Here is a 21945-nt window from a genome sequence, read left to right as displayed (position 1 = left end):
AGGATCCCGCGGAAGGCGACCAAGGAAGCCACACGGTGAGCGATCCCATCCCCTATCGCCGGCCCGATCCGGCGACGCAGCCGCCGCTGGATGCTCCGGCCTATGGCAGCACGCACAGGCGCCACCCGAAGCAGGCGCTGCTGCGCATCCCGCACACGCTGACCGAGACCACCGCGCCGCGCTTCGACCCCGCGCGCTATCCGGCGCATGCCGACATGAGCCAGGTGAACGGCAAGGCCGCGCTCGGCGAGCGCATCATCGTCGCCGGTCGCGTCGTGGACGAGGATGGCCGCCCGCAGCGGGGCGTGATGGTGGAGGTGTGGCAGGCCAATGCATCGGGCCGCTATCACCACCCGCGCGACCAGCACGACGCGCCGCTCGACCCGAATTTCGAGGGCCGCGCGCGGATCTTCACCGATGACGAAGGGCGCTACAGCTTCACCAGCGTGAAGCCCGGCGCCTATCCCTGGCGGAACCACTGGAACGCCTGGCGGCCGATCCACATCCATTTCGGCCTGCACGGCGCCGGGTTCGCGCAGCGCATGATCACGCAGATGTATTTCCCGGGCGACCCGCTGCTCGACCTCGACCCGATCTTCCTCGCCACGCCCGACAAGGCGGCGCGGGAGAGGCTGGTCTCGAAGTTCGACCTGGAGATCACAAGGCCCGAATGGGCGCTCGGCTACCGCTTCGACATCGTGCTGCGCGGCCGCGAGGCCACGCCCTTCGAGAAGGCCTGAGCGATGACCGCGGCAACCGCCTCGCAGACCGCCGGCCCCTATTGGCACATGATCGACTTCCCCGAATGGGCGGACCTGCTGCGCGCCGGCTCGGGCAATGAGGCCGTGCAGGGCGAGCGCATCACGCTCACCGGCCGCATCACCGACGGCGACGGGGCTGCGGTGGCCGACGCGCTGGTGGAGATCTGGCAGGCCGGGCCCGATGGCCGCTTCGAGGATGGCTTCCACGGCTTCGGCCGCAGCGCGACGGATGCCGATGGCGTATTCCGCTTCGCCACCCTGAAGCCGGGCCCGGTGCCCGGCCGCGGCAATGCGACGCAGGCGCCGCATATCGAGATCGCGATCTTCGCGCGCGGCCTGATGCAGCACCTGGTGACGCGCGCCTATTTCGAGGGCGAGGCGCTGAACGCAAACGACCCGGTGCTGGCGCTGGTGGACGATCCCGCACGGCGCGCGACGCTGGTGGCGAAGCCGGAAGGCAACGCCGTCTGGCGGCTCGACATCCGGCTGCAGGGCGAAGGCGAGACCGTCTTCCTGGATGTCTAGGCGATGACCGTGAACCCGGCCGATGGTCCGGTCTATTCCGCCGTCTACGGCTCCGACGCGATGCGCGCGATCATGGGCGAGCGCGCCTATCTCGCCGGCATGCTGGCCTTCGAAGCGGCGCTGGCACGTGCGCAGGCCCGCCTCGGCCTGATCCCGGCCGAGGCCGCGACGGCCATCACGCAGGCCGCCGATATGGACCGCCTCGACCTGCCCGCACTCGCCGCCGCAACGCGCAACATGGGCTTCCCCACCGTCGGCCTGGTGAAGCAGCTTTCCGCGCTGGCCGGACCGGAAGCCGGGCGCTGGACGCATTGGGGCGCCACCACGCAGGACGTGCTGGACACCGCACTCGTCCTGCAATTGCGCGAGGCGATCGCACTGTTCGCCGACGACCTCGACCGGCTGATCGCCGCGCTCGCCAGGCTCGCGCGCCAACACCGCGGCACGGTGATGGCCGGCCGCACCCATGCGCAGCAGGCGCTGCCCATCACCCTCGGCTACAAGGTGGCGCTCTGGCTCGATCCGCTGATCACCATGCGCGAGCGTCTCGGGGAAATCCGTCCGCGCGTGCTGCGCGTGCAGTTCGGCGGCGCGGTCGGCACGCTGGCCTCGCTCGGCGCCGAAGGCCCGCGCGTTGCATCGGAGTTGGCGCAGGAACTGGGCCTCGCTTTGCCCGCGATCACCTGGCATGTCGCGCGCGACGGCATCGCCGAGTTCGGCTGCTGGTGCGGCCTGCTCGGCGGCGCGCTGGCGAAGCCAGCGACCGATGTGCTCTGGCTGATGCAGTCCGAGGTGGCGGAGGCGAGCGAGCCCGCCGCACCCGGCAAGGGCGGCAGTTCAACCATGCCGCAGAAGCGCAACCCGATCGGCTGCGAATACGTGCTCGCCCAGGCGCGCGCCGCGCAGGCGCTGATCCCGCAGCTGCTCGGCGCGATGGCGCATGAGCATGAGCGCGGCGCCGGCCCGATGCAGTTGGAGCATCTCGCGCTCGGCCAGATCCTGCTGCTGACGCATGGCGCGCTGGCGACGCTGCTGCCGATCGCCGAGGGGCTGGAGGTGGACGTGGCCCGCATGCGCCGCAACCTCGACGCCGGCGGTGGGCTGATCATGGCCGAGGCGGTGATGATGGGGCTGGCCCCTCAGCTCGGCCGCGGCGTCGCGCATGACGTGGTGCACCATGCCTGCGACACCGCGATCGCACATGGCATCGGCCTTGCCGAGGCGCTGGCGCGCGAGCCCCGCGTGGCGGCGGTGCTGGACGCGCCGGCGATCGCGCGGCTCACCGATCCGGCGGGCTATCTCGGCGCCGCGCAGGCCCTCACCGATGCGGTGCTGTCGCGGCGCTCAGTGTGAGGCGATCGCACGGTCGAGCGTCGCGACCGCGCAGGAGAGGCTGAAGGGTTTCGCCAGGAAGGCCGCATCGGGCAAGGCGCGCTGCGGATCGGGCTCGCGGTAGCGGCCGGAGGCATAGACCACCGGCAGACCCGGCCGTAGCCGCCGCGCCGCGCGGGCCAGCGCGAAGCCATCGGCGCCGGGCAGGTTGATGTCGGTCAGCAGCACCGACAGATCCTCATGTGCCGCGACCATGCGCAACGCCGATTCGGCATCCTCCGCCTCCAGCACCTCGAACCCCGCATCGGCCAGGGCCTCGGCGAGCGTCGTGCGCACCAGGGGGTCGTCCTCGACGAGCAGGAGCAGGGGCATCCGGGCACGGCCCTCCTCCCAGGCCGCAGGTATACAAACTGCTCTGCCCGCCGCAGATGTCGCGTGACACTTGCGTGAGCCGTCGCGCATCGGGAAGGCCAAGCATTGCGGGACCGGGACGGACGCGATGCTTGCAGCCAGCGTCGGCAGCGGGATAGGATGCTTGCATTCGGTTATATCCCGCGTCCGGGGGGCGTCATGGAAAGGTCCTTCGCGAAGGAGGTCGCGCTGCTGCGCCGCGGCCAGGGCGAGATGTTCGAAGGCGAAGGCATCCTCGCCATCGCCAAGGCGCTGCTGCAATCCGGCGTGAGCTACGTCACCGGCTACCAGGGCGCACCGGTCAGCCATCTGATGGACGTCTTCGCCGATGCGAAGCCGCTGCTCCAGGAACTCGGCGTGCATTACGAACCCGCGGCGAACGAAGCCGGCGCGGCGGCAATGCTGGCGGCCTCCATCAACTACCCGATGCGCGGCGCGGCGGTGTGGAAGAGCACGGTCGGCACCAACGTCGCCTCCGACGCGCTGTCCAACCTGGCCTCCGCCGGCGTGCGCGGCGGCGTGGTGATGGTGGTCGGCGAGGATTACGGCGAAGGCGCCTCCATCATCCAGGAGCGCACGCACGCCTTCTGCATGAAGTCCTCGATCTGGCTGCTGGATCCGCGCCCGGACCACCCGCGCCTCGTCGAGTTGATCGAGCAGGCCTTCCAACTTTCGGAAGCGAGCTCAACACCGGTGATGGCGGAGGTGCGCATCCGCGCCTGCCACATGCGCGGCCGTTTCACCGCCAAGGACAACGTCACGCCGGCGATCTCCACGAAGACGCCGTTGACGACGCCCGATTTCGACTACGGACGAATCTGCCTGCCGCCCAGCACCTATGTGCAGGAGCAGGACAAGGTGAACCGCCGCTTCCCCGCCGCGCGTGCCTTCATCGCGGCTAAGGGCATGAACGAGGTGCTGGACGGCGATCTCGACGAGGTCGGCATCATCGTGCAGGGCGGCCACGCCAACACGCTGCTGCGCGCCCTCGCGCGGCTCGGCCTGGCGGATGGCTTCGGCGCCAGCCGCATCCCCGTGCTGGTGCTGAACGTCACCTATCCGCTGGTGCCCGAGCAGGTCACCGGCTTCTGCGCCGGCAAGCGCGCCGTGCTCGTCGTGGAGGAAGGCAACCCGGACTACCTGGAACAGGCCATCGCCGCCGCACTGCGCGAGGCCGACCTGAACACGAGGATCGTCGGCAAGAAGGTGCTGCCGATGGCCGGCGAATACACCGCCGAGACGGTGCTGAAAGGTCTGGCAAGATTCCTGGAAGGCGCGGTGCCGCGCGGTGTGGATCTGGAACGGGTCGGCGAGGTGCTTGCCGCCTCGCTCTCGCCCGGCGAGCGCGCGCGCGCGCTGATCGGCGCGCCGCTGCCCGCGCGCCCGCCCGGCTTCTGCACCGGCTGCCCCGAACGCCCGGTCTTCGCGGCGATGAAGCTGGTGCAGAAGGAACTCGGCCAGGTGCACGTCGCGGCCGATATCGGCTGCCACTCCTTCGCGACGCTGCCGCCTTTCAACATGGGCAACTCCATCCTCGGCTACGGCCTGGGGCTGTCTTCCGCCGCGGCGGTGGCGCCGATGTTCGGCGAGCGGCGCACCATCACCGTGATGGGCGATGGCGGCTTCTGGCACAACGGGCTTTCCACCGGCGTCACCGCCGCGCTGCAGAACCGCACCGACGGCGTGCTGGTGGTGATGGACAACGGCTACACCAGCGCGACCGGCCAGCAATTCATCCCCTCCAGCACTGCCGATGAAGGCGCAACGCGGCCGCGCATCTCCATCGAGCAGGCGCTGCGCGCCATGGGCGTGACCTGGGTGAAGACCCAGGGCACCTATGTCGTGAAGGACATGGTGAAGACGCTGCGCGAGGCGCTGACGACGAAGGAGAAGGGCCTCAAAGTCATCATCGCGCAGCAGGAATGCCAGCTCGCGCGTCAGCGCCGCATCAAGCCGCAGATCGCCGCCGCGCTGAAGGCCGGCAAGCGCGTGGTGCGCACGCGCTACGGCGTGGATGCGGCGACCTGCACGGGCGATCATTCCTGCATCCGGCTCTCCGGCTGTCCCTCGCTGACGATCAAGGAGAACCCCGATCCGCTGCGGCGCGATCCGGTCGCCCATGTCAACAACGACTGCGTCGGTTGCGGGCTGTGCGGCGAGGTGGCGGACGCAGCGCAGCTCTGCCCCTCCTTCTACCGCGCCGACATCGTCGGCAATCCGACGAAGCGCGACCTTTGGATCGCACGGCTGCGCCAGCGCCTCATCGCGCGGCTGCAGCACTTCGCCGAATGGCGCGCCCCGGCATGAATGCCCGACCCGTCACACTGCTGATCGCCGCGATGGGCGGCGAGGGCGGCGGCGTGCTGACGGATTGGATCGTCGGCGCGGCGCAGCGCGCGGACCTGCCGGTGCAGGGCACCTCCATCCCCGGCGTCGCGCAGCGCACGGGCGCGACAACCTATTACGTGGAGCTTTGGCCGGAGACGCACGCGGCATTAGGCGGGCGGCATCCGGTCTTCGGCCTCGGCCCCTCGCCCGGCGACGTGGATGTCGTGGTCTCGACCGAGCTGGTGGAGGCCGGACGCTGCTGCGAGCGTGGCTTCGTCTCGCCGGACCGCACCACGCTGATCGCCGCCGCCCGCCGTGTCTTCGCCACCAGCGAGAAGGCGGCCATGGGCGATGGCCGCTTCGACGCGGAGCGCGTGATGCGCGCACTGCGCGAGTTGCCGCGCCAGGCGCTGCTGTTCGACCCGGACCGCCTGCCGGACGCGGCGCGTGGCGTCTCGCTCAATGCGCTGATGCTGGGCATGGTTGCCGGCAGCGGGCGCCTGCCGATCCCGCTCGACTGCTACCGTGACGCGATCCGGGCGGGCGTTGCGGCGGAGGCGAACCTGCGTGGCTTCGAAGCGGGACTGGCCCTCGCTGCCGCGCCGCCATCGCCCGCTGCGGAGACGACGCGCGCGCGCCCGGGTCTTGCCGGGCTGCTCGACCAGGCGGCGTCCGATCTGCCGCCGGAAGTGCTGGCGGTGGTGGACATCGCGTTGCCGCGCCTCACCGAGTACCAGTCCGAGCCCTACGCGCGGCTGTACATGGAACGGCTGCGCAGGATCCTCGCCGTGGATCCGGCGCCGGGCGGGCTGCATCGCCTCTCCGCCGAGGTGGCGCGGCACCTCGCGCTCTGGATGGCGTACGAGGACGTGATCCGCGTCGCGCAGCTCAAATCATCCAGCACGCGGTTCGCCGAGGTCCGCGCCGAGGTGCGCGCGAAGCCGCACGAGCCGGTGCAGGTGACCGAGTTCCTCAAGCCGGGCGTGGAGGAACTGGCCTCGCTCCTGCCGCCTGCTCTTGGCCGCCGTGTGGTCGCCTGGGCCGAACGCACCGGCCGTACGGAGCGCGTGCATGTCGCCATGCGCGTGCGCAGCGACACCGTGCTCGGCTTCCTGCGCCTCTTCCTGCTCGCGCGCCTGCGCCGCTGGCGCCCGCGCAGCCTGCGCTTCGCCGAGGAGCAGGCGGCGATCGAAGCCTGGCTCGCCCGCATCGCCGCCGCTGCCCAGCGCGGCGAGCATGCGCTGGCGCTGGAGATCACGGCCTGCGCGCGGCTGCTGAAGGGCTATGGCGAGACGCATCGCCGCGGCCGCAGCGCCTTCGCGCTGGTGATGGCGCAGGCGGTGGACAGCGCGCGGCCCGGCGATCCTGCGGCCGCCGGCCGCGTGGCGCGGGCCCGCGAGGCCGCGCTGGCCGACCCCGAGCACCGGACGCTGGCCGCGACGCTGGCTGCCATCGCCGCCGAAGCCGCGCCAGCACCTCTGGCGCGCGCCGCCGAATGACCACAGAATCCGACGAGACGGGGAGACGATCCAACATGATCCGACGCAGGACGATGCTCGGCGGCGCGCTGGCCGCGCCGCTGGTGGCGGGCGCGCGTGACGCCGCAGCCCAGGAGGTGACGCTGCGCGCGGTCAGCGCCTTCCAGGAAGGCACCGCCTTCTCGCGCCCCTTCGAGGCGTTCATCGCCAAGGTGAACGAGGAAGGCCGCGGGCGCATCCGCATCACCTTCATCGGCGGCCCGCGCGCCATGCCGCCCTTCGAGCAGGGCAACGCGCTGCGCAACGGCGTGGTGGACATGATCAACGCCACCGCAGCCTTCTACGAACCGCTGCTGCCGGAGGGTGCGGCGCTGAAGCTCGCCACCAACGACTGGGCGACGGTGCGGCGCAACGGCGGCGCAGCGCTGATCAACCGGCTGCACAACGAGAAGGTCAACGCGCAGCACCTGGCGCGCCATGGCGACGCCATGCCCTTCCACCTCTATTTGACGCGCGAGATCAGCGGGCCGGACCTGCGCGGCCTGACCATCCGCACCTCGCCGGTCTATCGCGCCTTCTTCACGGCACTCGGCGCGAACCTGGTGAATACCGCGCCGGGCGAGGTGTTCACCGCGCTCGAGCGCGGCGTGGTGCAGGGCTATGGCTGGCCGGCGCACGGCATCTTCGATCTCGGCTGGCACGAGCGCACGAAATTCCGCGTGGACCCGCCCTTCTACCGCGTGGAGGTCAACATCCTGGTCAACCTCCGCCGCTGGAACGGGCTGAACGAGGCGCAGAAGGCGGTGCTGACCAGCGCCGCGGAGTGGGTCGAGGCAGGCGAGGCCGAGCGTTCGCGGCAGGCGATCGCGGCGGATTACGCGCGCATGCAGCAGGCCGGCATCCGGGTGATCGAATTCACCGGCGAGGCCCGCGAGCGATGGCTGAAGGCCGCGCAGGATGCCGGCTGGGACGAGGTCTCCCGCATCACCCCGCAGCACGCGGCGGAACTGCGCCGGCTGCTCTCCGGCGGCTGAGCGCGTGGCGCGGATCTGGGGCTGGCTGCTTGCGGTTCCGGCGGCGATCGCCGGTGCGCTGGTGCTCGGCATGGTGCTGCTGATCACCGCCTCCGTCACGCAACGCGCGCTGACGGGCGCGGAAATTCCGGGCTCGGTCGAGCTGACGGAGATCGGGCTCTATCTCTCCGCCGTGCTCGCCGCACCCTGGCTGCTGCACAAGGGCCAGCACATCCGCGCGGACCTGCTCGGGCCGGCGCTGCCGCCAGCGGGCGCGCGGCTGCTGGAGGCCGCGTCCGACCTGCTCGGGCTGGCCGTCTGCCTGGTGCTGGTCTGGGTCTCCTTCGGCGCGGCGGTGGAGTCCGCGGCGACAGGCGGCGTGGTGCGGCGGACCATCACCTATCCGGAGTGGTGGCTGGCGGCGCCACTGCCGCCGGTCTTCGCACTGCTCGCCGCCGAGTTCGTGGCGCGGCTGCTGCACCTGGCCCGGGATCCCGGCGCGCCCCGGCGCGACGAGACGCGCTCCGTCGCATGATGGAATGGCAGGATGCGGCGCTGCTCATGCTGGGCGGCGTGACCGCGCTGATCCTGGTCGGCCCGCCCGTGCCCTTCTGCTTCCTGGCCATCAACCTCGTCGGCGCCTGGCTGTTCCTCGGCGGCGAGTTCGGCTTGCAGCAGCTGGTGCGCAACGGCATCGCGTCGCTGACCAATTTCTCGCTGACGCCGATTCCCTTCTTCGTGCTGATGGGCGAGGTGTTGTTCCGCTCCGGCGTCGCGCTGCGCGCCATCGATGCGGTGAACCGCGCCATCGCGGCGGTGCCCGGAAGGCTGGCGGTGGTGGCGGTGGTGGCGGGCACGATCTTCTCCGCGATCTCGGGCAGCACCATCGCCACGACGGCAATGCTCGGCGCGCTGCTGTTGCCGCAGATGCTGGCGCGCGGCTATGAGCGGAAGATGGCGATGGGACCGATCATCGCGATCGGCGGCGTGGACATGCTGATCCCGCCCTCGGCGCTGGCCGTCCTGCTCGGCAGCCTCGCCGGCATCTCGATCTCCGGGCTGCTGATCGGGGGCGTGGTGCCTGGCTTGATGCTTGCGGCGCTTTTCATCGGCTGGATCGTGCTGCGCGCCGCGCGCGATCCCTCACTGGCGCCGCGCGATCCCGGGCCGGAGGGCGGGGCGACGATCCGGCCGCTCATCATCCATGTGCTGCCGCTGGTCGCGATCTTCGCCGCGGTGGTCGGCACCATGGTGGGCGGCATCGCGACCCCCACCGAAGCCGGCGCGGTCGGCGCCTTCGCGACGCTGGTGGTAGCCGCGCTCTATCGCGGGCTGACGCCGCGCGCACTGGTGCAGGCGCTGGCGGGCACGGTGGCCGTCTCGGGCGCGATCCTGTTCATCCTGCTCGGCGCCATCACCTTCAGCCAGGTGCTGACCTTCTCCGGCGCCGGCAACGGCATCGTGGAGGTGCTGCGGGCGTGGGAGCTGGCGCCCTGGCAGATGGTGCTGCTGATGATGGCGGTGCTGGTGGTGCTCGGCTGCTTCCTCGACCAGGTCAGCATCATGATGATGACCATTCCGTTCTTCGTCCCGGTGGCGCAGGCGCTGGGGCTCGACATGATCTGGTTCGGCGTGCTGTTCCTGATCTGCATGCAGATCGGCCTGCTGACACCGCCCTTCGGCCTGCTGCTCTTCGTGATGAAATCCGCCGCTCCGCCCGATGTGCGGATGCGTGAGATCTACGCCGCCGCCGCGCCCTATGTGGCGTTCAGCGCGGCGGTGCTGCTGCTGGTGTTCCTGTTTCCGCCACTCGCCACGGGGCTCGCCGCATGGCTGCTCTAGATCTCCGCACCACCGAGGCGGAGCCCGAATTGCTGCCTTTCGCGCTGAACCGGCTGATGGCCGGCTGGAACGCGCGGCTCAGCGCGCGCCTGGAAGCGCAGGGGCTCAGCTTTCCGCAATGGCGCGTACTGATGGTCGCCGCCCGCGCGCCCGCTGCCCTGACGATCATGGAATTGTCTGCGCGGACGCTGGTGCCGCACTCCACGCTGTCCCGCCAGGTCGCCGCGATGGAGCGCCAGGGCTTGGTGAAGCGCGCGCCCTCGCAGGACGATGCGCGGGCCGTGCGCGTCGTGCTCACGCCGCGCGGGCGCGCGCGCTACCGCGAGGCGCTGCCGCTGGCGCTGGAGGAGGTCGAGGCCGGGCTCGCCAGACTGGCTCCGGAGGAGGTTTCGGAGCTTCGCCGCATCGTCGCGCGCATCGCGGACTCGCTTGGGCTGGAGGGCGGCGCATGAGCCCGGCGCAAAAGGTCTGGCTGGACTACGACCAGGCGGCGCTCGATGCCGCATACGACCAGCGCGCCTGGTGCGCCGACGTGCCCGCCTGGCTGGCGCGCTACAAGGCGGATACCGAGGCCGCGCGCGCGAAGCTGCGGCCCGAGACCTCCTCCTACGGCCCGCACCTGCTCGACCTCTACCCCGCACGCGCGCCGCGCCGCGGACTGCATTTGCACGTCCATGGCGGCGCCTGGCGCGCGCAGTCGCGCGAGGATGCCGGCTTCGTCGCGCCGGCCCTCTCGGCGGCGGGGTTCGACGTCGCCGTGCCGGATTTCGGCGCGTTGCCGGCGACGCGGATGCCGGATGTGGTGGAGGAGTTGCGGCGCTGCGTCGCCTTCGTCACCCCGCGCGGACCGATCCACATCTCCGGCCATTCCTCCGGCGCGCATCTGGCTGCCGTTCTGGCGACGGAGCTGCCCTTCGCGTCGGTCACGCTGATCTCCGGCGCCTATGATCTGGCGCCGGTGCTGCTCTCCTCGCGCCGGGATTATGTCCGGCTGACGGCGGAGGAAGCGGATGCCCTCAGCCCGTTGCGCCACGCCGCACGCATCACGGCCCCGGTGCTGATCGCCTGGGGCACGCGGGAGAGCCCCGAATTCATCCGGCAGGGCGAGGCGATGGCGGAAGCCACGCAGGCACGACGTTTCGTGCTGGACGGCGTGCATCATTTCGCGGCCCCCTACGCGCTCACCGAGGGCCCGCTGCATGCGGCGCTGCTGTCGCTGGCATGACGCAGCAGCAGAGAGGAGGACACTGGATGGACAGCCTGCCGCCTTCGCCGGGCGACATCGCCCGGCTTGTTCAGCCGGGCCGCGTGCATCGTGCCGCCTATATCGACCCGGCAATCTTCGACCTGGAGATGCGTCTGATCTTCGGCCGCGCCTGGCTCTATCTCTGCCATGAGAGCCAGGTGGCCGAGCCGGGCAGCTTCTTCACCACGGTGATGGGGCGGGAGCCGGTGATCGTCTCGCGCGACCGCGGCGGCGCGCTGCACGTGCTGTTCAACCGCTGCACGCATCGCGGCGCGAAGCTCGCCACCGACGAGACCGGCACCGCAAAGCGCTTCGTCTGCTGCTATCACGGCTGGGCCTTCGAGCTGGACGGAAAGCTTGCCGAGGTGCCGCTGCCGGAAGGCTATGGCGGCATGCCGGGTGCCGATGGCTCGCTCGACCTGGTGCGCGTGCCACGCGTCGCGACCTATCGCGGCTTCATCTTCGCGAGCCGCGCCAAGGAAGGACCTTCGCTTTCAGACTGGCTCGGCCCGATCGCCAGCTCCTTCGACGACATGGTGGATCGCGCTCCGGGCGGCGTGCTGGAGGTGGCGGGCGGCGTCTCGCGCCACGCCTATGACGGCAACTGGAAGCTGGTCATCGAGAACCACAACGACACGCTGCATCCGCGCTTCGTCCACGCCTCCTCGGTCGCCGCGGCGCGCGACCAGAGCGACGCGGTGCACAGCGACGGCGCAGGCGAAGTGCAGATCAAGCAGATGCGCCAGAACGGCGCACCGGCGCATGTGTGGGAAGCGCTCGGCATCTGGACGACCGAGTGGGGCCATTCCTTCATGGGCGACTACCACACCGATGCCCGCATGGCCGCGCGCGGCGAGGAAGATCCGGTGGAGCGCGAGTACCGCGAGGCGCTGGAGAAGACCCACGGCGCCGAGCGCGCGCGCGAGATCATGGGAGTGACGCGCTTCAACAGCATCGTCTATCCGAACCTGTCCTTCATGTCGCGCTTCCGCCAGCTGCGCGTGGTGCAGCCGGTCAGCGTGAACCGCACCGTGGTCGTCACCTACACCTTCCGCATGCCACTCGCGCCCGAGCGCATGTTCCGCGACAGCATCGCCTTCGCCAACGTGGTCAACGGCGCCGGCAGCCTGGTGCTGACCGACGACCTCGAGACCTATGCCCGCGTGCAGGACGGCCTGGCGAGCCAGGGCGGCGACTGGGTGGATGTGCAGCGCGGCCTCGGCGGCGATCAGGACGAGGCCAATGGCATGCTGCGTGGCCAGACCGGTACCAGCGAGATCCACCTGCGCGCGCAGTTCGCCGCCTGGCAACGCTGGATGACGCCATGAAGACCGGGCTGCAGGAACTCGTCATCCGCGAGGCCGCGCTGCTCGACGCGTGGAAGCTCGACGAATGGCTCGCCCTCTACGCGCCGGAATGCGCCTATTGGGTCCCGACCGAATGGGACCAGGAGAGCCCGCACACCACGATCAGCCACATCTACGACGATCGCCGGCTGCTGGAGACGCGCGTTCGCCGCTTCAAGCACGCGATGTTCCATGCACAGAAGCCGCCCAGCCGCACGCTGCGCAGCTGCACCAACTTCCGCGCCGGGCCGGAGCCGGACAGCGTCCTCTGCACCTACGAGGTCGCGGAGTTCCGCAACGGGAAGCACCGCCGTTATGTCGCACGCTGCCGACACGATGTTCTGCGCGGCGCGCACGGCCTGCTGATCACACGCAAGCGGCTCGACCTGCTGGACTGCGATGCCGTGCAGGACGGCATCTCGATCATCCTGTGAGCGACATCTGGCGCATCGGCGGCGCGCCCCGGCGCGTGGAGGATGCGCGGCTGCTGCGTGGCCTCGGGCGCTACAGCGAGGATGCGGTACCCGCTGGCGCTCTGCATGCCGCGTTCCTGCGCAGCCCGCATGCCGCGGCACGGATCGGCGCGCTCGGAACCGCGGCCGCGCGCGCCCTGCCCGGCGTTGTCGCGGTGCTGACCGGTGCGGATCTCTCCGGCGTCACCCCCCTGCCCTGCCTGGTGCCCCGCAGCCTGCCGGATGGCGCGCCCATGCCGCGGCCGCCCTGGCATGCGCTGCCGATCGGTATCGCGCGCCATGTCGGCGATGCGGTCGCGATGGTGGTCGCGACGAGCAGCGCCGCCGCGCGCGACGCGGCCGAAGCCGTCGAGGTCGCGTGGGAACCGCTGCCCGCCGTTACCGACGCCGGCGCCGCGCTCGCGGAAGGCGCGCCCGAGGTCTGGCCGGGCTTGCCGGCCGGCAATCTCTGCTTCGAGTTCCGGCTCGGCGACCATGCAAAGGTCGCAACGGCCATCGCCGCGGCGCCGCATGTCGTTGCCTTCGATGCGCGCATCAGTCGCGTCTGCGGCGCGGCGATGGAACCGCGCGCCGCGATCGCCGAATGGGACGAGGCGGAGGGCCGTTTCACGCTGCGCACCGGCACGCAGGGCCCGCATGCGCTGCGCGACCTGCTGGCCGCCGCGCTCGGCGTGCCGATGGGTGCGATGCGCGTGGTCTCGCCGGAGATGGGCGGCGCCTTCGGCCTGCGCAGCCATCCGACGCCGGAGCATCTCTGCCTGCTCTGGGCGGCGCGCGCGCTGCGCCGGCCGATCCGCTGGACCGCCGACCGGACGGAAGCGATGCTCTCCGACCCACATGCGCGCGACACCCACAACCGCATCGAGCTGGCGCTGGACGAGGACGGCATCTTTCTCGCGCTGCGCGTGACCAGCATCGCCAATCTCGGCGCCTATCTCGTCACTCTCGGCCCGCACAGCAGCACCAACAATCTCGGCGGGCTGGCGGGCGTGTACCGCACGCCGGTGATCGCCGCGACGGTGCGGGGCGCCTTCACCAATACGCAGCCGCTCGCGCCCTACCGCGGCGCCGGGCGTCCGGAAGCGACCTATGCGATCGAGCGCGCGATCGACATCGCAGCCGCGAAGCTCGGCCTGGATCGGATGGAGATCCGCCGCCGCAACCTGATCCCCGCCGAGGCGATGCCCTGGCGCACCGGCTTCGTCTTCACCTATGACAGCGGCGATTTCGCGAAATCCATGGCGATGGCGGAGCAGGCGGCCGACCTCGCCGGCTTCGCGGCCCGCAAGGCGGCAAGCGCGGCGCGTGGGAAGCTCCGGGGCTTGGGCATCGCCAATGCCATCGAGATCAGCGCCGGCCCGCCGGGCGCACCGATGGCGGAAGGCGCGGAGCTGCGCATCGCGGCGGATGGCGGCGCCACGCTGCTGCTCGGCACGCACAACCACGGCCAGGGGCACGAGACCGCCTTCCGCCAGATCCTCGCCGACAGGCTCGGCCTGCCGCCGGAGCGCGTGCGCATACAGGCCGGCGACAGCGACGCACTGGCCTATGGCCGCGGCACCTTCGGCAGCCGCAGCATCGTCGCCGGCGGTGCGGCGACCATCGCCGCCATCACGCGCATCGTCGAGCATGGCAAGCGCATCGCAGCGCATCTGCTGGAGGCCTCGCCCGCGGATATCGAGTTCACGCCCGGCCGCTTCGCCATTGCCGGCACCGATCGCGCGGTGACGCTCGACGAGGTGGCGCGCGCCGCCTATGCGCCGGGCCAGCGGCCGCCGGGCGAGGATGTCGGCCTTGTCGCGCAGGCCGCCGTCGCGCCTGCCGACGCCACCTTCCCGAATGGCTGCCATCTCTGCGAGGTGGAGGTGGACCCCGAGACCGGCGAGGCGCGGCTCGACCGCTACACCGTGGTGGACGATGTTGGCACGGTGGTGAATCCGCTGCTGCTGAAAGGCCAGATCCAGGGCGGCGTGGCGCAGGGCGCGGGCCAGGCGCTGACGGAGGAGATGCGCTTCGACGCCGGCGGCCAGATGCTCAGCGCCAGCTTCATGGATTATGCCATGCCGCGCGCTGCCGACCTGCCGGAGATCGCGGTGCTGTCCAATCCGCAGCCGACGGCGACCAATCCACTCGGCGCCAAGGGCGCGGGCGAGGCCGGCACGGTGGGCGCGCTGCCGGCGGTGGTCTCCGCCGTCTGCGACGCCATCGGCGTCTCGCATCTCGACATGCCGGCGACGCCGGAGCGCGTCTGGGCCGCGCTCCGGCTCCGCGGGCCGTAGGTCAGAGGTCCACGACGACCTCGCCGAGCCCCTCGAAGCCGCCCACCACGCGCTGGCCGCCCTCGACGAAGAGCAGGCCGGTCCAGCTGCCGGTGGTCACCACCTGGCCGGCTTCCAGATGCAGGCCGAAGGCGTGCAGGTGGTTGGCCAGCCGCGTCAGCGAGAGCAGCGGATCGCCCGCGGGGTTGCTGCCGCGCTTCTCCACCTGCACCACGCCGCCGGCACTCTGCCGCACCGTCAGGTCGTTCAGGTCGCGCGAACGCCAATCCGGCACCTCCGCACCGCAGACCAGGCCGCCATGGGCGATGTTGTCGGCGATGTTCGTCAGCAGCGGCACCGCGTTCATGTCGGCATAGCGGCTGGCCACCATCTCGATCGCGGGGAAGCAGGCGGCGATCGCCTCCACCACCTCCTCGCGCGTCCAGGGCGTGCCGCGCGGCTTCAGGTCGCGGCCGAGGCGGAAGGCGACCTCCGTCTCGATGCCGATGCGCCCGCCCGGGGCCACCTGCCAATGCGTGGGCGAGCTGCGCAGCCCGGCGGCGTTCAGCAAGGCGGCGGAGGGCGGCTTGCCCTCCGGCGTCGCGCATTTCCAGCCGCCGATGCGCCCGCCCATGCGGCGCAGCACCTCGCGCTGGATCGCCCAGGCGGCGGCCTCGTCCGCCGGAGCGGCCGCGCCGCGGCCGGCCCTCGGCCCGGCGCCGTGGCGCACGGCAAGCAGCATCTCCGCGGCGCGAAGGATGTCGGGGGAGGTGTCGGGCATGGCCTCGTCTCGTGCTCTGGCGCCCCCATGATGGGGCCGTTGCGCTCAGAGATGAAGCCGCGCCACCAGCGGCAGGTGGTCGGAGGCGCGGCGCGCCAGCTTCGTGTCGTGCACCGCAAGCGCCCGCACCAGGCCGGGCCGGTCCGCCATGATACGGTCGAGCGAAAGCCGCGGCCGCAGCGCCGGGAAGGTCGGCGCCGGCGGCGGCACGCCGAAGCGCGCGGCCAGCACCGCCAGCGCGGACCCTTCGGCGCGCCATTCGTTGAAGTCGCCGAGCAGCAGCGTCGGCAGGCCCGGGCCGGCGCCGGTTTCCATCGCCGCCAGGATCGCCGCCGCCTGCTGCCGCCGATGCGCGCCGCCGAGGCTGAGATGTGTCGCGATCAGCCGGAACGGACCGCCGCCGAGATCGAGCTCCGCCAGCACCGCGCCGCGCGGCTGCATGCCGCCGAGGCACAGGCCGAGCGGCGGTCGCAGCAGCAGCGCATCCCGCCGCACCAGCACGACATTGCCGCGCCAGCCCTGCTCGCCCGTGCGCCCGGTCACCGCCAGCGGCACCAGGCCCAGCTCGCGCTCGATGGCTTCGGAGTCGAACATGCCGCGGGCGGGACGCAGCCAGTGCTGCGCCTCCTGCAGTGCAATCACGTCGGGCCGGATCTCGGCGAGAACGTCGAAGGCGCGGCGCGGGCGGAACCAGCCGGCGGTCCCGCGGCAGCCATGCACGTTCCAGGTGGCGATCCGCATGCGGCGTCACCGCGCGGCGGCGCGCGGTGTCACGGCCGCCGCCAGCGCACTGCCGAGGGTTGTCAGCGCGATATCGGTCCAGGTGTCGGTCCAGTTGCCGATCAGGCCGGTCAGCCATTCGAAGACTTCCCAGGCGATGCCGAGCAGCAGGCCGAATCCCGCGCCGAGGGCGCCCAGCCACGCGGCGCCGCGCCCCCGCCCATCCGCCTCCAGCAGGGCCGCGAACACGGCGCCGACCAGCAGCCCGCTGGCCAGGTGCACCGCCTCGTCGTAGGGATTGCTGCCGTAGAACCAGCCGAGCCCGTAGCCCGGTGTCGAGATCAGGCTGGCGAGGATCGGCGCGGCATCATAGCGGCGCGGCAGCGCCTGAAGCCGCCAGGGCAGCTTCGCCATGCGCTCGCGCGGCGGCAGGATCAGGCCGAGGCAGCCGACCAGCGCCGCCACCGTGCCGAGCGCGGCGTTGCGCCGCTCCATGGTCCAGAGCCATACCGCAACCCCCGCCAGGGCGAGCAGGCAGAGCCAGGCGAGCCGCGACTGGCGCCCCATCCGCTTCCTCCTCCACGGAGGCCGCCTTGCCGTCCTCCCCAGTTTCCTGCGGGGGAACGCCCGAGGCGGGCGGCGGTGGCGCGGGCGGGGCGCTGTGGCGCATCACGCCGGCGCAAGCAATCGCCGATCAGCCGTGCAGCAAGGCGCGCAGCGCAGCGAGCAGCGCATCGGTTTCCGCCGGCAGGCCGATGGTGATGCGGATCTCGTTCGGGAAACGGGCATCGCGCCAGTCCCGCACCAGGATGCCCTGGGCACGCAGGGCGGCGATGACCGGCGCTGCCGGGCCGGGCAGGGTCGCCGAGACGAAATTCGCCGCCGAGGGCCAGACCTGCAGGCCGAGCGCCGCAAGCGCCTCGGCCAGCCGCGCACGCTCCGCCGTCACCGCCGCAACGTTGCGCGCCAGATGCGCGGTATCGGCCAGCGAGGCCTCGGCGGCGGCGAAGGCCGGCGCGGTGACGGCGAATTGCAGGCGGATGCGCTTCAGCATCTCCGCCGTCGCGTCATCGCCGCAAAGCGCGTAGCCGATGCGCAGCCCGGCCAGCCCGTGCGCCTTCGAGAAGGTGCGAAGCACCACCCAGTTGCCGGCACGCGCGGCCAGCGCGGCAAGCGCGTCGGCGCCGGGCGGGGCGAATTCCACATAGGCCTCGTCCACGGCCAGCAGCACGTCCGGCGGCACCGCCGCGGCGAGGCGCGCGAGGTCAACCACCGTCAGCGCACCGCCGGAAGGCGGGTTCGGCGTGCAGGCGAAGACCAGGCGCGTCTCGTGGCGGATGGCGGCGGCGAGCGCACCGACATCGTTCGCGCCGTCCCCCCACAGCGGCACGGCGATGGCCTCCGCACCCTGGATGCGCGTGCCCGAGAGGTAGCGCGGGAAGGAAGGCGCCGGCATGACGCAGGAGAGGCCCGGCTCCAGCGCCGCCTGGCAGAGCAGGTGGATCAGCTCGTCGCTGCCGGCGCCGAAGACGATGCGCGCAGCCGGCACGCCGGTGCGCTCCGCCAGCGCCGCGGCAAGGCGGCGTCCGGGAACGTCCGGGTAGCGGTTGACGCCGGCGCAGGCCGCCTGCGCCGCGGCGATGGCGCGCGGGCTCGGCGGATGCGGGCTCTCGTTCAGGTGCAGCGGCGCGAGGCCCGGCGCATTGGGCTCCGGCGGTGCGACATAGCTCGGCAGCGCGCGGATCCAGCCACGCGCCCAGGCCGCGTTCACTTCAGCGATGTTCCCATTCGTCGAGGTTGCCGGTGTTGGGCGGCGAGGTGCCGAGGATATCGCCCTGCGTCGTCACGCCGAGGCCGTTCAGCAGCCGGTTGGAGTAGTTGAAGTAGGCGCAGACCTGGTTGGCCTCGAGGATCTCGCCGTCATCCGCGCCGGCCTCGCGCAGCGCGAGGATGTCGGACTCCTCCATGCGCTGCGGTTCGAGCGTGAGCTTGCGCACGTAGTGCAGCAGCGCGAGCTCCTTGCCGCTGAACACCTGCTCCGGCTTCGCCGCGGCGAAGGCCCGGTAGATCGCCTGCGCGCGCGCCTCGTCCTGCAACAGTCGCGACAGGCCGGCGAAGTGGTGCGCCACGCTGTAGTCACAGCGATTGGACAGCGACGTATAGACGGCGAGGCATTCCAGGAACCACACCGGCATCGCATTGCCGGTGTGGTGCATCACCGCCTTGTAGATCGCGCTGTGCCCTTCCATCGTGTGCGGGCGCAGGCTGTGCGCCTTCATCACGTTGTCCACCAGCCCGCCCGGCCCCTTCACGCGGTCGTAGAGCGTGCGCAGATAGCCCTCGCTCTCGTCATAGGGGACCAGGCGGATCCAGGCGGGATTTTCGGCATCGGCGGGCATGGCGGTTCCTCTCAGGCGAAGCGTGCGGGATCGAAGGGGGCGAGGTCCAGGCCCGGATCGCGGTGGCGCAGCAGTCGCGCGACGATCTCGCCGGTCAGCGCAGCGAGCGTCAGGCCGTTGTGGCCGTGGCCGAGGGCGCAGACCAGCGCCGGCAGGCGCGGCGCGCGACCGATCGCGGGCAGGCCATCGGGCAGCGAGGGGCGCCGGCCCATCCAGAAGGTGGCACCCTGCGTGTTCAGGCCCGGCAGCAGGCGGCTCGCCTGCTCAACCAGGATCTGCGCGCGGCGCCAGTCCGGCGGCGCATCGGGCGCGGCGAGTTCCACCGTGCCGGCCAGGCGCAGCCCCTCGCGCATGCTGGTCAGTGCGTAGGAGCCGTCGCCATCCATCAGTTGCAGCGGCAGGGTGAGGCCGGGCTCGGGCAGCATGGCGTGGTAGCCGCGCTCGGCGGTGAGCGGCAGGCGCAGTCCTGCGCCACGCGCGAGCGCGCCGCCACGGATCCCGGCAGCGAGGACCGCCTGCGGCGCGACGAGTTGCGTGCCGTCGTCAAGGTGGATTGCCACACCCGTCGCCGCCGCCGCCACGGCGCGCACGCGCGCCACGCACCGTGCGCCGCCAAGCGCGAGGAAACGCGCGTGCATCAGCCGCACCACGGCGGCGGGGTCGTCCACATGGCCGCATTCCGGGATCAGCACGCCGCCCTGCATCGGCGCAAGGCCGGGCACCCGCGCGGCGACGCCGGCGCCATCCAGGTCCCGCACGCCGAAGCCGGCCGTGCGCCGCATGGCATGCGCCGGCGCGGCGGCGCGGAACGCAGCCTCGCTGCGATAGGCGTAGAGGATGCCGTCCCAGTGCAGATGCGACGAGACACCCGGCACGCGCTGCGCGAGCCGTCGCCACGCATCGCCGCTATCGGCGAACAGCGTGCGCAACGCCGCATGCACCTGTGCCAGCCGGTGCGGCCGCGCATTCAGCGCGAAGCGGGCGAGCCAGGGCGCGAGCGCGGGCAGGTCGCGCCAGCGGATGGAAAGCGGCGCCAGCGGATCGCGCAGCATGCGCGGCACCGCCCGCAGCGTCGCCGGCGTGGCCATCGGCACCACGGCCGAGACGGTGATGCCGCCGGCATTGCCGAAGCTCGCCGCCGCTTCGCTCGCCGCGATTGGCACCGGGTCGATCAGCAACGTCGCCAACCCGGCCTCCTGGCAGGCCAGGGCACAGGCGACGCCCACCGCGCCGGCGCCGATCACCGCAACTTCCGCCATTCAGTTGCGCAGGGCGAAGCGCCGCTCGAGCCGTGCGGCGAGGGCCGAGAGCGTGGCGCAGATGATGAAGTAGAATGCCGCGACCACCAGCCAGGTCTCGAAGACGCGGTTGGTCGTCGCCGCCACCTCGCTGCCGAGAAAGGCGAGGTCCTGGATCGAAACCAGCGAGACGATGGACGAGTCCTTCACCAGCGACACCGCCTGCCCCGCCAACGGCGGCACGGTGCGCGCGATCGCCTGCGGCAGGATCACCAGCCGCAGCGTCCGGAAGCGGGAGAGGCCCAGCGCCTGCGACGCCTCCCACTGGCCGGCGGGCAGGGATTGGATGCCGGCGCGCACGATCTCTGTGACATAGGCGCCCTCGAACAGGCCGAGGCAGATGATCGCGGCGATCACGCCGGCGGCGAATTGCGGCGGGCCGAAGAACAGCTCGATCCACCCGAGTGTCGCGGGATCCTGCCGCCGGATCCAGTCCTCCACGCCCAGCGCGGGCAGGATCTGGCTGGTGACGAAGAAGTAGAAGACGAAGATGAAGACCAGCGGCGGGATGTTGCGGATGGTCTCGACATAGAAGCCAGCCACCAGCCGCGGCAGCAACGCGCGGGCGGTGCGCGCGACACCCATGGCGACGCCCACAAGCGCCGCCAGGATCGCCGCCCAGAAGGAGACGCGGATGGTGGTCAGCAGCCCCTGCAGCAGCAGGTTCGCCACCCAGCCGCGCTCCGCGTCCTGGCGGGCGATGAAGCCCCAGACCGGCGCCCAGTTCCAGCGGTAGTCGAGCGCCGCACCGGCGCGCCAGGCGAGGAAGCCGAGCGTGCCGGCGACCGCGGCGATGACCACGGCATCCAGCACGCCCAGCCGCGGGCGGCGCGCATAGGGGCCACCCGGCAGGTCCATCCGCTCAGCCCGGCAACTGGTCGCGCCAGCTGCGCGCGTTGAACCAGAAGATCTGCTTCTCCTCCAGCCAGCCATCGAGCTGGCGCAGCAGGATCCAGTTGTTGAGGAAGTTCAGCGCATCCGGATCGGACTTCCGCACCGCCATCGCGTCGGCCTGGCGGACGAAAGGCTGCTCGAACGGCCGGAACAGCGCATCGGGGTTGTCGAGCGTCGCGAAAAGCGGGCGGGGCACGGTGCCGACCATCGCATGCGCGCGGCCGTTCACCACTTCCAGGATCGACTGCGCGTCGTCGTCGAACTGGCGCAGCGTCGCGCGCGGCATCAGGCGCTGCGCGGCCGCGATGGCCGAGGTGCCGCGGCGGCCGACGATGGTGATGTTCGGCCGGTTGTAGGCCTCCAGCGTCGTCATGCCGTCCGCCAGGCGCTTGCTCGCCGCCATGTCCACGCCGGTCGCGGAATAGGGGCTGGTGAAGTTGGCGTTGAGGTTGCGCTGCGGCGTGATGGTCATGCCGCCGATGATCGCGTCGAACCGGCCGGCCAGCAGCGCGGGGATGATGCCGTCCCAGGCGGTGGGCACGAACTCCGCGCGCACGCCCATGTCCTGCGCCAGGCGGGTGGCGACGTCGATCTCGTAGCCGATCAGCTCTCCCGCGCGGTTGCGGAAAGCCCAGGGCACGAAGGTGGACATGCCGACGCGCAGCGTGCCGCGGCGCTTCACCTCCTCGACCATGGAGGTGGCGGCAAGCGCAGCGCGCGCATCGTTGCCCTGCGCGGCGGCAGGCCGCCCGAAGGCGAAGGCGCCGAGCGCGGCGAGGCCCCCGGCGGCAGGGGCGAAGAATCGGCGGCGAAGGCCGGATGTGTCGGTCATGGTTGTCT

At 71.6% G+C, this 21945-nt stretch carries 22 protein-coding genes; 13 read left to right on the top strand and 9 right to left on the bottom strand.

All coding sequences use genetic code 11. The features are described from left to right. Positions 1-35: 35 nt before the first annotated feature. From pcaH to pcaB, 3 genes are read left to right on the top strand one after another with little or no spacing between them, the layout of a single operon-like run. Positions 36-740, top strand: coding sequence for a protocatechuate 3,4-dioxygenase subunit beta (pcaH, locus tag ACESM1_RS03460; RefSeq protein WP_372617744.1), 705 nt, complete (start codon positions 36-38; stop codon positions 738-740). A gap of 3 nt (positions 741-743) precedes the next feature. After that, positions 744-1286 (top strand): protocatechuate 3,4-dioxygenase subunit alpha, encoded by a 543-nt coding sequence (pcaG, locus tag ACESM1_RS03455; protein ID WP_372617742.1) that lies wholly within the window; start codon positions 744-746, stop codon positions 1284-1286. Positions 1287-1289: 3 nt separating this feature from the next. Further along, positions 1290-2639 (top strand): 3-carboxy-cis,cis-muconate cycloisomerase, encoded by a 1350-nt coding sequence (gene pcaB / locus ACESM1_RS03450; RefSeq protein WP_372617740.1) that lies wholly within the window; start codon positions 1290-1292, stop codon positions 2637-2639. Here pcaB and ACESM1_RS03445 read toward each other — a convergent pair. After that, positions 2631-2990, bottom strand: a complete 360-nt coding sequence (locus ACESM1_RS03445; protein WP_372617738.1) for a response regulator — start codon at positions 2988-2990, stop codon at positions 2631-2633. The two genes, pcaB and ACESM1_RS03445, sit on opposite strands and share 9 nt — an antisense overlap. A gap of 198 nt (positions 2991-3188) precedes the next feature. Between ACESM1_RS03445 and ACESM1_RS03440 the strand changes: the two genes are divergently transcribed. From ACESM1_RS03440 to ACESM1_RS03395, 10 genes are read left to right on the top strand one after another with little or no spacing between them, the layout of a single operon-like run. After that, the gene (locus ACESM1_RS03440) at positions 3189-5336 is read left to right on the top strand and encodes a thiamine pyrophosphate-dependent enzyme (protein WP_372617736.1); all 2148 of its coding nucleotides are present in this window, start codon (positions 3189-3191) and stop codon (positions 5334-5336) included. After that, positions 5333-6856: an indolepyruvate oxidoreductase subunit beta family protein gene (locus ACESM1_RS03435; RefSeq protein ID WP_372617734.1), complete on the top strand. Its 1524-nt coding sequence runs from the start codon at positions 5333-5335 to the stop codon at positions 6854-6856. Before ACESM1_RS03440 ends, ACESM1_RS03435 begins: the two co-directional genes overlap by 4 nt. 35 nt (positions 6857-6891) lie before the next feature. Then, positions 6892-7869 (top strand): TRAP transporter substrate-binding protein DctP, encoded by a 978-nt coding sequence (gene dctP / locus ACESM1_RS03430; protein WP_372617733.1) that lies wholly within the window; start codon positions 6892-6894, stop codon positions 7867-7869. A 4-nt stretch (positions 7870-7873) separates the two neighbouring features. After that, a complete protein-coding gene (locus ACESM1_RS03425; RefSeq protein WP_372617731.1) occupies positions 7874-8383 on the top strand; it encodes a TRAP transporter small permease in 510 nt (169 codons plus the stop codon). Beyond that, the gene (locus ACESM1_RS03420) at positions 8380-9690 is read left to right on the top strand and encodes a TRAP transporter large permease subunit (RefSeq protein WP_372617729.1); all 1311 of its coding nucleotides are present in this window, start codon (positions 8380-8382) and stop codon (positions 9688-9690) included. The genes ACESM1_RS03425 and ACESM1_RS03420 overlap by 4 nt, the downstream gene beginning before the upstream one ends. Beyond that, the gene (locus tag ACESM1_RS03415; RefSeq protein WP_372617727.1) at positions 9678-10142 is read left to right on the top strand and encodes a MarR family winged helix-turn-helix transcriptional regulator; all 465 of its coding nucleotides are present in this window, start codon (positions 9678-9680) and stop codon (positions 10140-10142) included. Before ACESM1_RS03420 ends, ACESM1_RS03415 begins: the two co-directional genes overlap by 13 nt. After that, entirely contained in the window at positions 10139-10915 is a 777-nt protein-coding gene (locus ACESM1_RS03410) for an alpha/beta hydrolase (protein ID WP_372617725.1), read from the top strand. The genes ACESM1_RS03415 and ACESM1_RS03410 overlap by 4 nt, the downstream gene beginning before the upstream one ends. 26 nt (positions 10916-10941) lie before the next feature. Then, on the top strand, positions 10942-12264 hold the full coding sequence (locus ACESM1_RS03405) for an aromatic ring-hydroxylating oxygenase subunit alpha (protein WP_372617724.1): 1323 nt from the start codon (positions 10942-10944) through the stop codon (positions 12262-12264). After that, positions 12261-12716 carry an aromatic-ring-hydroxylating dioxygenase subunit beta gene (locus ACESM1_RS03400; RefSeq protein WP_372617722.1) on the top strand — a complete coding sequence of 152 codons (456 nt, stop codon included), beginning with the start codon at positions 12261-12263 and terminating at the stop codon, positions 12714-12716. Before ACESM1_RS03405 ends, ACESM1_RS03400 begins: the two co-directional genes overlap by 4 nt. After that, a complete protein-coding gene (locus ACESM1_RS03395) occupies positions 12713-15034 on the top strand; it encodes a xanthine dehydrogenase family protein molybdopterin-binding subunit (RefSeq protein WP_372617720.1) in 2322 nt (773 codons plus the stop codon). Before ACESM1_RS03400 ends, ACESM1_RS03395 begins: the two co-directional genes overlap by 4 nt. A gap of 1 nt (position 15035) precedes the next feature. On the opposite strand, the gene ACESM1_RS03390 is transcribed toward ACESM1_RS03395, so the two are convergent. The 8 genes from ACESM1_RS03390 to ACESM1_RS03355 form a co-directional block, all read right to left on the bottom strand. Further along, positions 15036-15794, bottom strand: coding sequence for a 2-keto-4-pentenoate hydratase (locus ACESM1_RS03390; protein ID WP_372617718.1), 759 nt, complete (start codon positions 15792-15794; stop codon positions 15036-15038). Positions 15795-15839: 45 nt separating this feature from the next. Next, a complete protein-coding gene (locus tag ACESM1_RS03385; RefSeq protein ID WP_372617716.1) occupies positions 15840-16535 on the bottom strand; it encodes an endonuclease/exonuclease/phosphatase family protein in 696 nt (231 codons plus the stop codon). Positions 16536-16541: 6 nt separating this feature from the next. After that, the gene (locus ACESM1_RS03380) at positions 16542-17081 is read right to left on the bottom strand and encodes a hypothetical protein (protein WP_372617714.1); all 540 of its coding nucleotides are present in this window, start codon (positions 17079-17081) and stop codon (positions 16542-16544) included. 127 nt (positions 17082-17208) lie between these two features. Then, positions 17209-18285: a histidinol-phosphate transaminase gene (gene hisC, locus ACESM1_RS03375; RefSeq protein WP_372617712.1), complete on the bottom strand. Its 1077-nt coding sequence runs from the start codon at positions 18283-18285 to the stop codon at positions 17209-17211. A 1-nt stretch (position 18286) separates the two neighbouring features. After that, positions 18287-18913: a carboxymuconolactone decarboxylase family protein gene (locus ACESM1_RS03370; protein WP_372617710.1), complete on the bottom strand. Its 627-nt coding sequence runs from the start codon at positions 18911-18913 to the stop codon at positions 18287-18289. An 11-nt stretch (positions 18914-18924) separates the two neighbouring features. Beyond that, positions 18925-20172, bottom strand: coding sequence for an NAD(P)/FAD-dependent oxidoreductase (locus tag ACESM1_RS03365; protein ID WP_372617709.1), 1248 nt, complete (start codon positions 20170-20172; stop codon positions 18925-18927). Then, positions 20173-21069, bottom strand: a complete 897-nt coding sequence (locus tag ACESM1_RS03360) for an amino acid ABC transporter permease (RefSeq protein ID WP_372617708.1) — start codon at positions 21067-21069, stop codon at positions 20173-20175. Positions 21070-21073: 4 nt separating this feature from the next. Next, complete coding sequence (locus ACESM1_RS03355; protein ID WP_372617707.1) at positions 21074-21937, bottom strand: transporter substrate-binding domain-containing protein; 864 nt, start codon at positions 21935-21937, stop codon at positions 21074-21076. Positions 21938-21945: the final 8 nt, after the last annotated feature.

It is taken from the genome of Falsiroseomonas sp. (assembly GCF_041690465.1).
Classification (GTDB): Bacteria; Pseudomonadota; Alphaproteobacteria; order Acetobacterales; family Acetobacteraceae; genus Falsiroseomonas.
Note: the sequence above shows the minus strand (reverse complement) of the source record. Positions and strands in the feature narration are given on the sequence as shown.

Coding starts and splice junctions, on each gene's coding strand:
- dctP (WP_372617733.1), top strand. CDS start 6,892: ATGATCCGACGCAGGACGATGCTCGGCGGCGCGCTGGCCGCGCCGCTG.
- ACESM1_RS03410 (WP_372617725.1), top strand. CDS start 10,139: ATGAGCCCGGCGCAAAAGGTCTGGCTGGACTACGACCAGGCGGCGCTC.
- ACESM1_RS03445 (WP_372617738.1), bottom strand. CDS start 2,990: ATGCCCCTGCTCCTGCTCGTCGAGGACGACCCCCTGGTGCGCACGACG.
- ACESM1_RS03390 (WP_372617718.1), bottom strand. CDS start 15,794: ATGCCCGACACCTCCCCCGACATCCTTCGCGCCGCGGAGATGCTGCTT.
- ACESM1_RS03405 (WP_372617724.1), top strand. CDS start 10,942: ATGGACAGCCTGCCGCCTTCGCCGGGCGACATCGCCCGGCTTGTTCAG.
- ACESM1_RS03355 (WP_372617707.1), bottom strand. CDS start 21,937: ATGACCGACACATCCGGCCTTCGCCGCCGATTCTTCGCCCCTGCCGCC.
- ACESM1_RS03415 (WP_372617727.1), top strand. CDS start 9,678: ATGGCTGCTCTAGATCTCCGCACCACCGAGGCGGAGCCCGAATTGCTG.
- ACESM1_RS03385 (WP_372617716.1), bottom strand. CDS start 16,535: ATGCGGATCGCCACCTGGAACGTGCATGGCTGCCGCGGGACCGCCGGC.
- ACESM1_RS03400 (WP_372617722.1), top strand. CDS start 12,261: ATGAAGACCGGGCTGCAGGAACTCGTCATCCGCGAGGCCGCGCTGCTC.
- ACESM1_RS03435 (WP_372617734.1), top strand. CDS start 5,333: ATGAATGCCCGACCCGTCACACTGCTGATCGCCGCGATGGGCGGCGAG.
- ACESM1_RS03365 (WP_372617709.1), bottom strand. CDS start 20,172: ATGGCGGAAGTTGCGGTGATCGGCGCCGGCGCGGTGGGCGTCGCCTGT.
- ACESM1_RS03370 (WP_372617710.1), bottom strand. CDS start 18,913: ATGCCCGCCGATGCCGAAAATCCCGCCTGGATCCGCCTGGTCCCCTAT.
- pcaB (WP_372617740.1), top strand. CDS start 1,290: ATGACCGTGAACCCGGCCGATGGTCCGGTCTATTCCGCCGTCTACGGC.
- ACESM1_RS03420 (WP_372617729.1), top strand. CDS start 8,380: ATGATGGAATGGCAGGATGCGGCGCTGCTCATGCTGGGCGGCGTGACC.
- ACESM1_RS03380 (WP_372617714.1), bottom strand. CDS start 17,081: ATGGGGCGCCAGTCGCGGCTCGCCTGGCTCTGCCTGCTCGCCCTGGCG.
- pcaG (WP_372617742.1), top strand. CDS start 744: ATGACCGCGGCAACCGCCTCGCAGACCGCCGGCCCCTATTGGCACATG.
- ACESM1_RS03440 (WP_372617736.1), top strand. CDS start 3,189: ATGGAAAGGTCCTTCGCGAAGGAGGTCGCGCTGCTGCGCCGCGGCCAG.
- ACESM1_RS03360 (WP_372617708.1), bottom strand. CDS start 21,069: ATGGACCTGCCGGGTGGCCCCTATGCGCGCCGCCCGCGGCTGGGCGTG.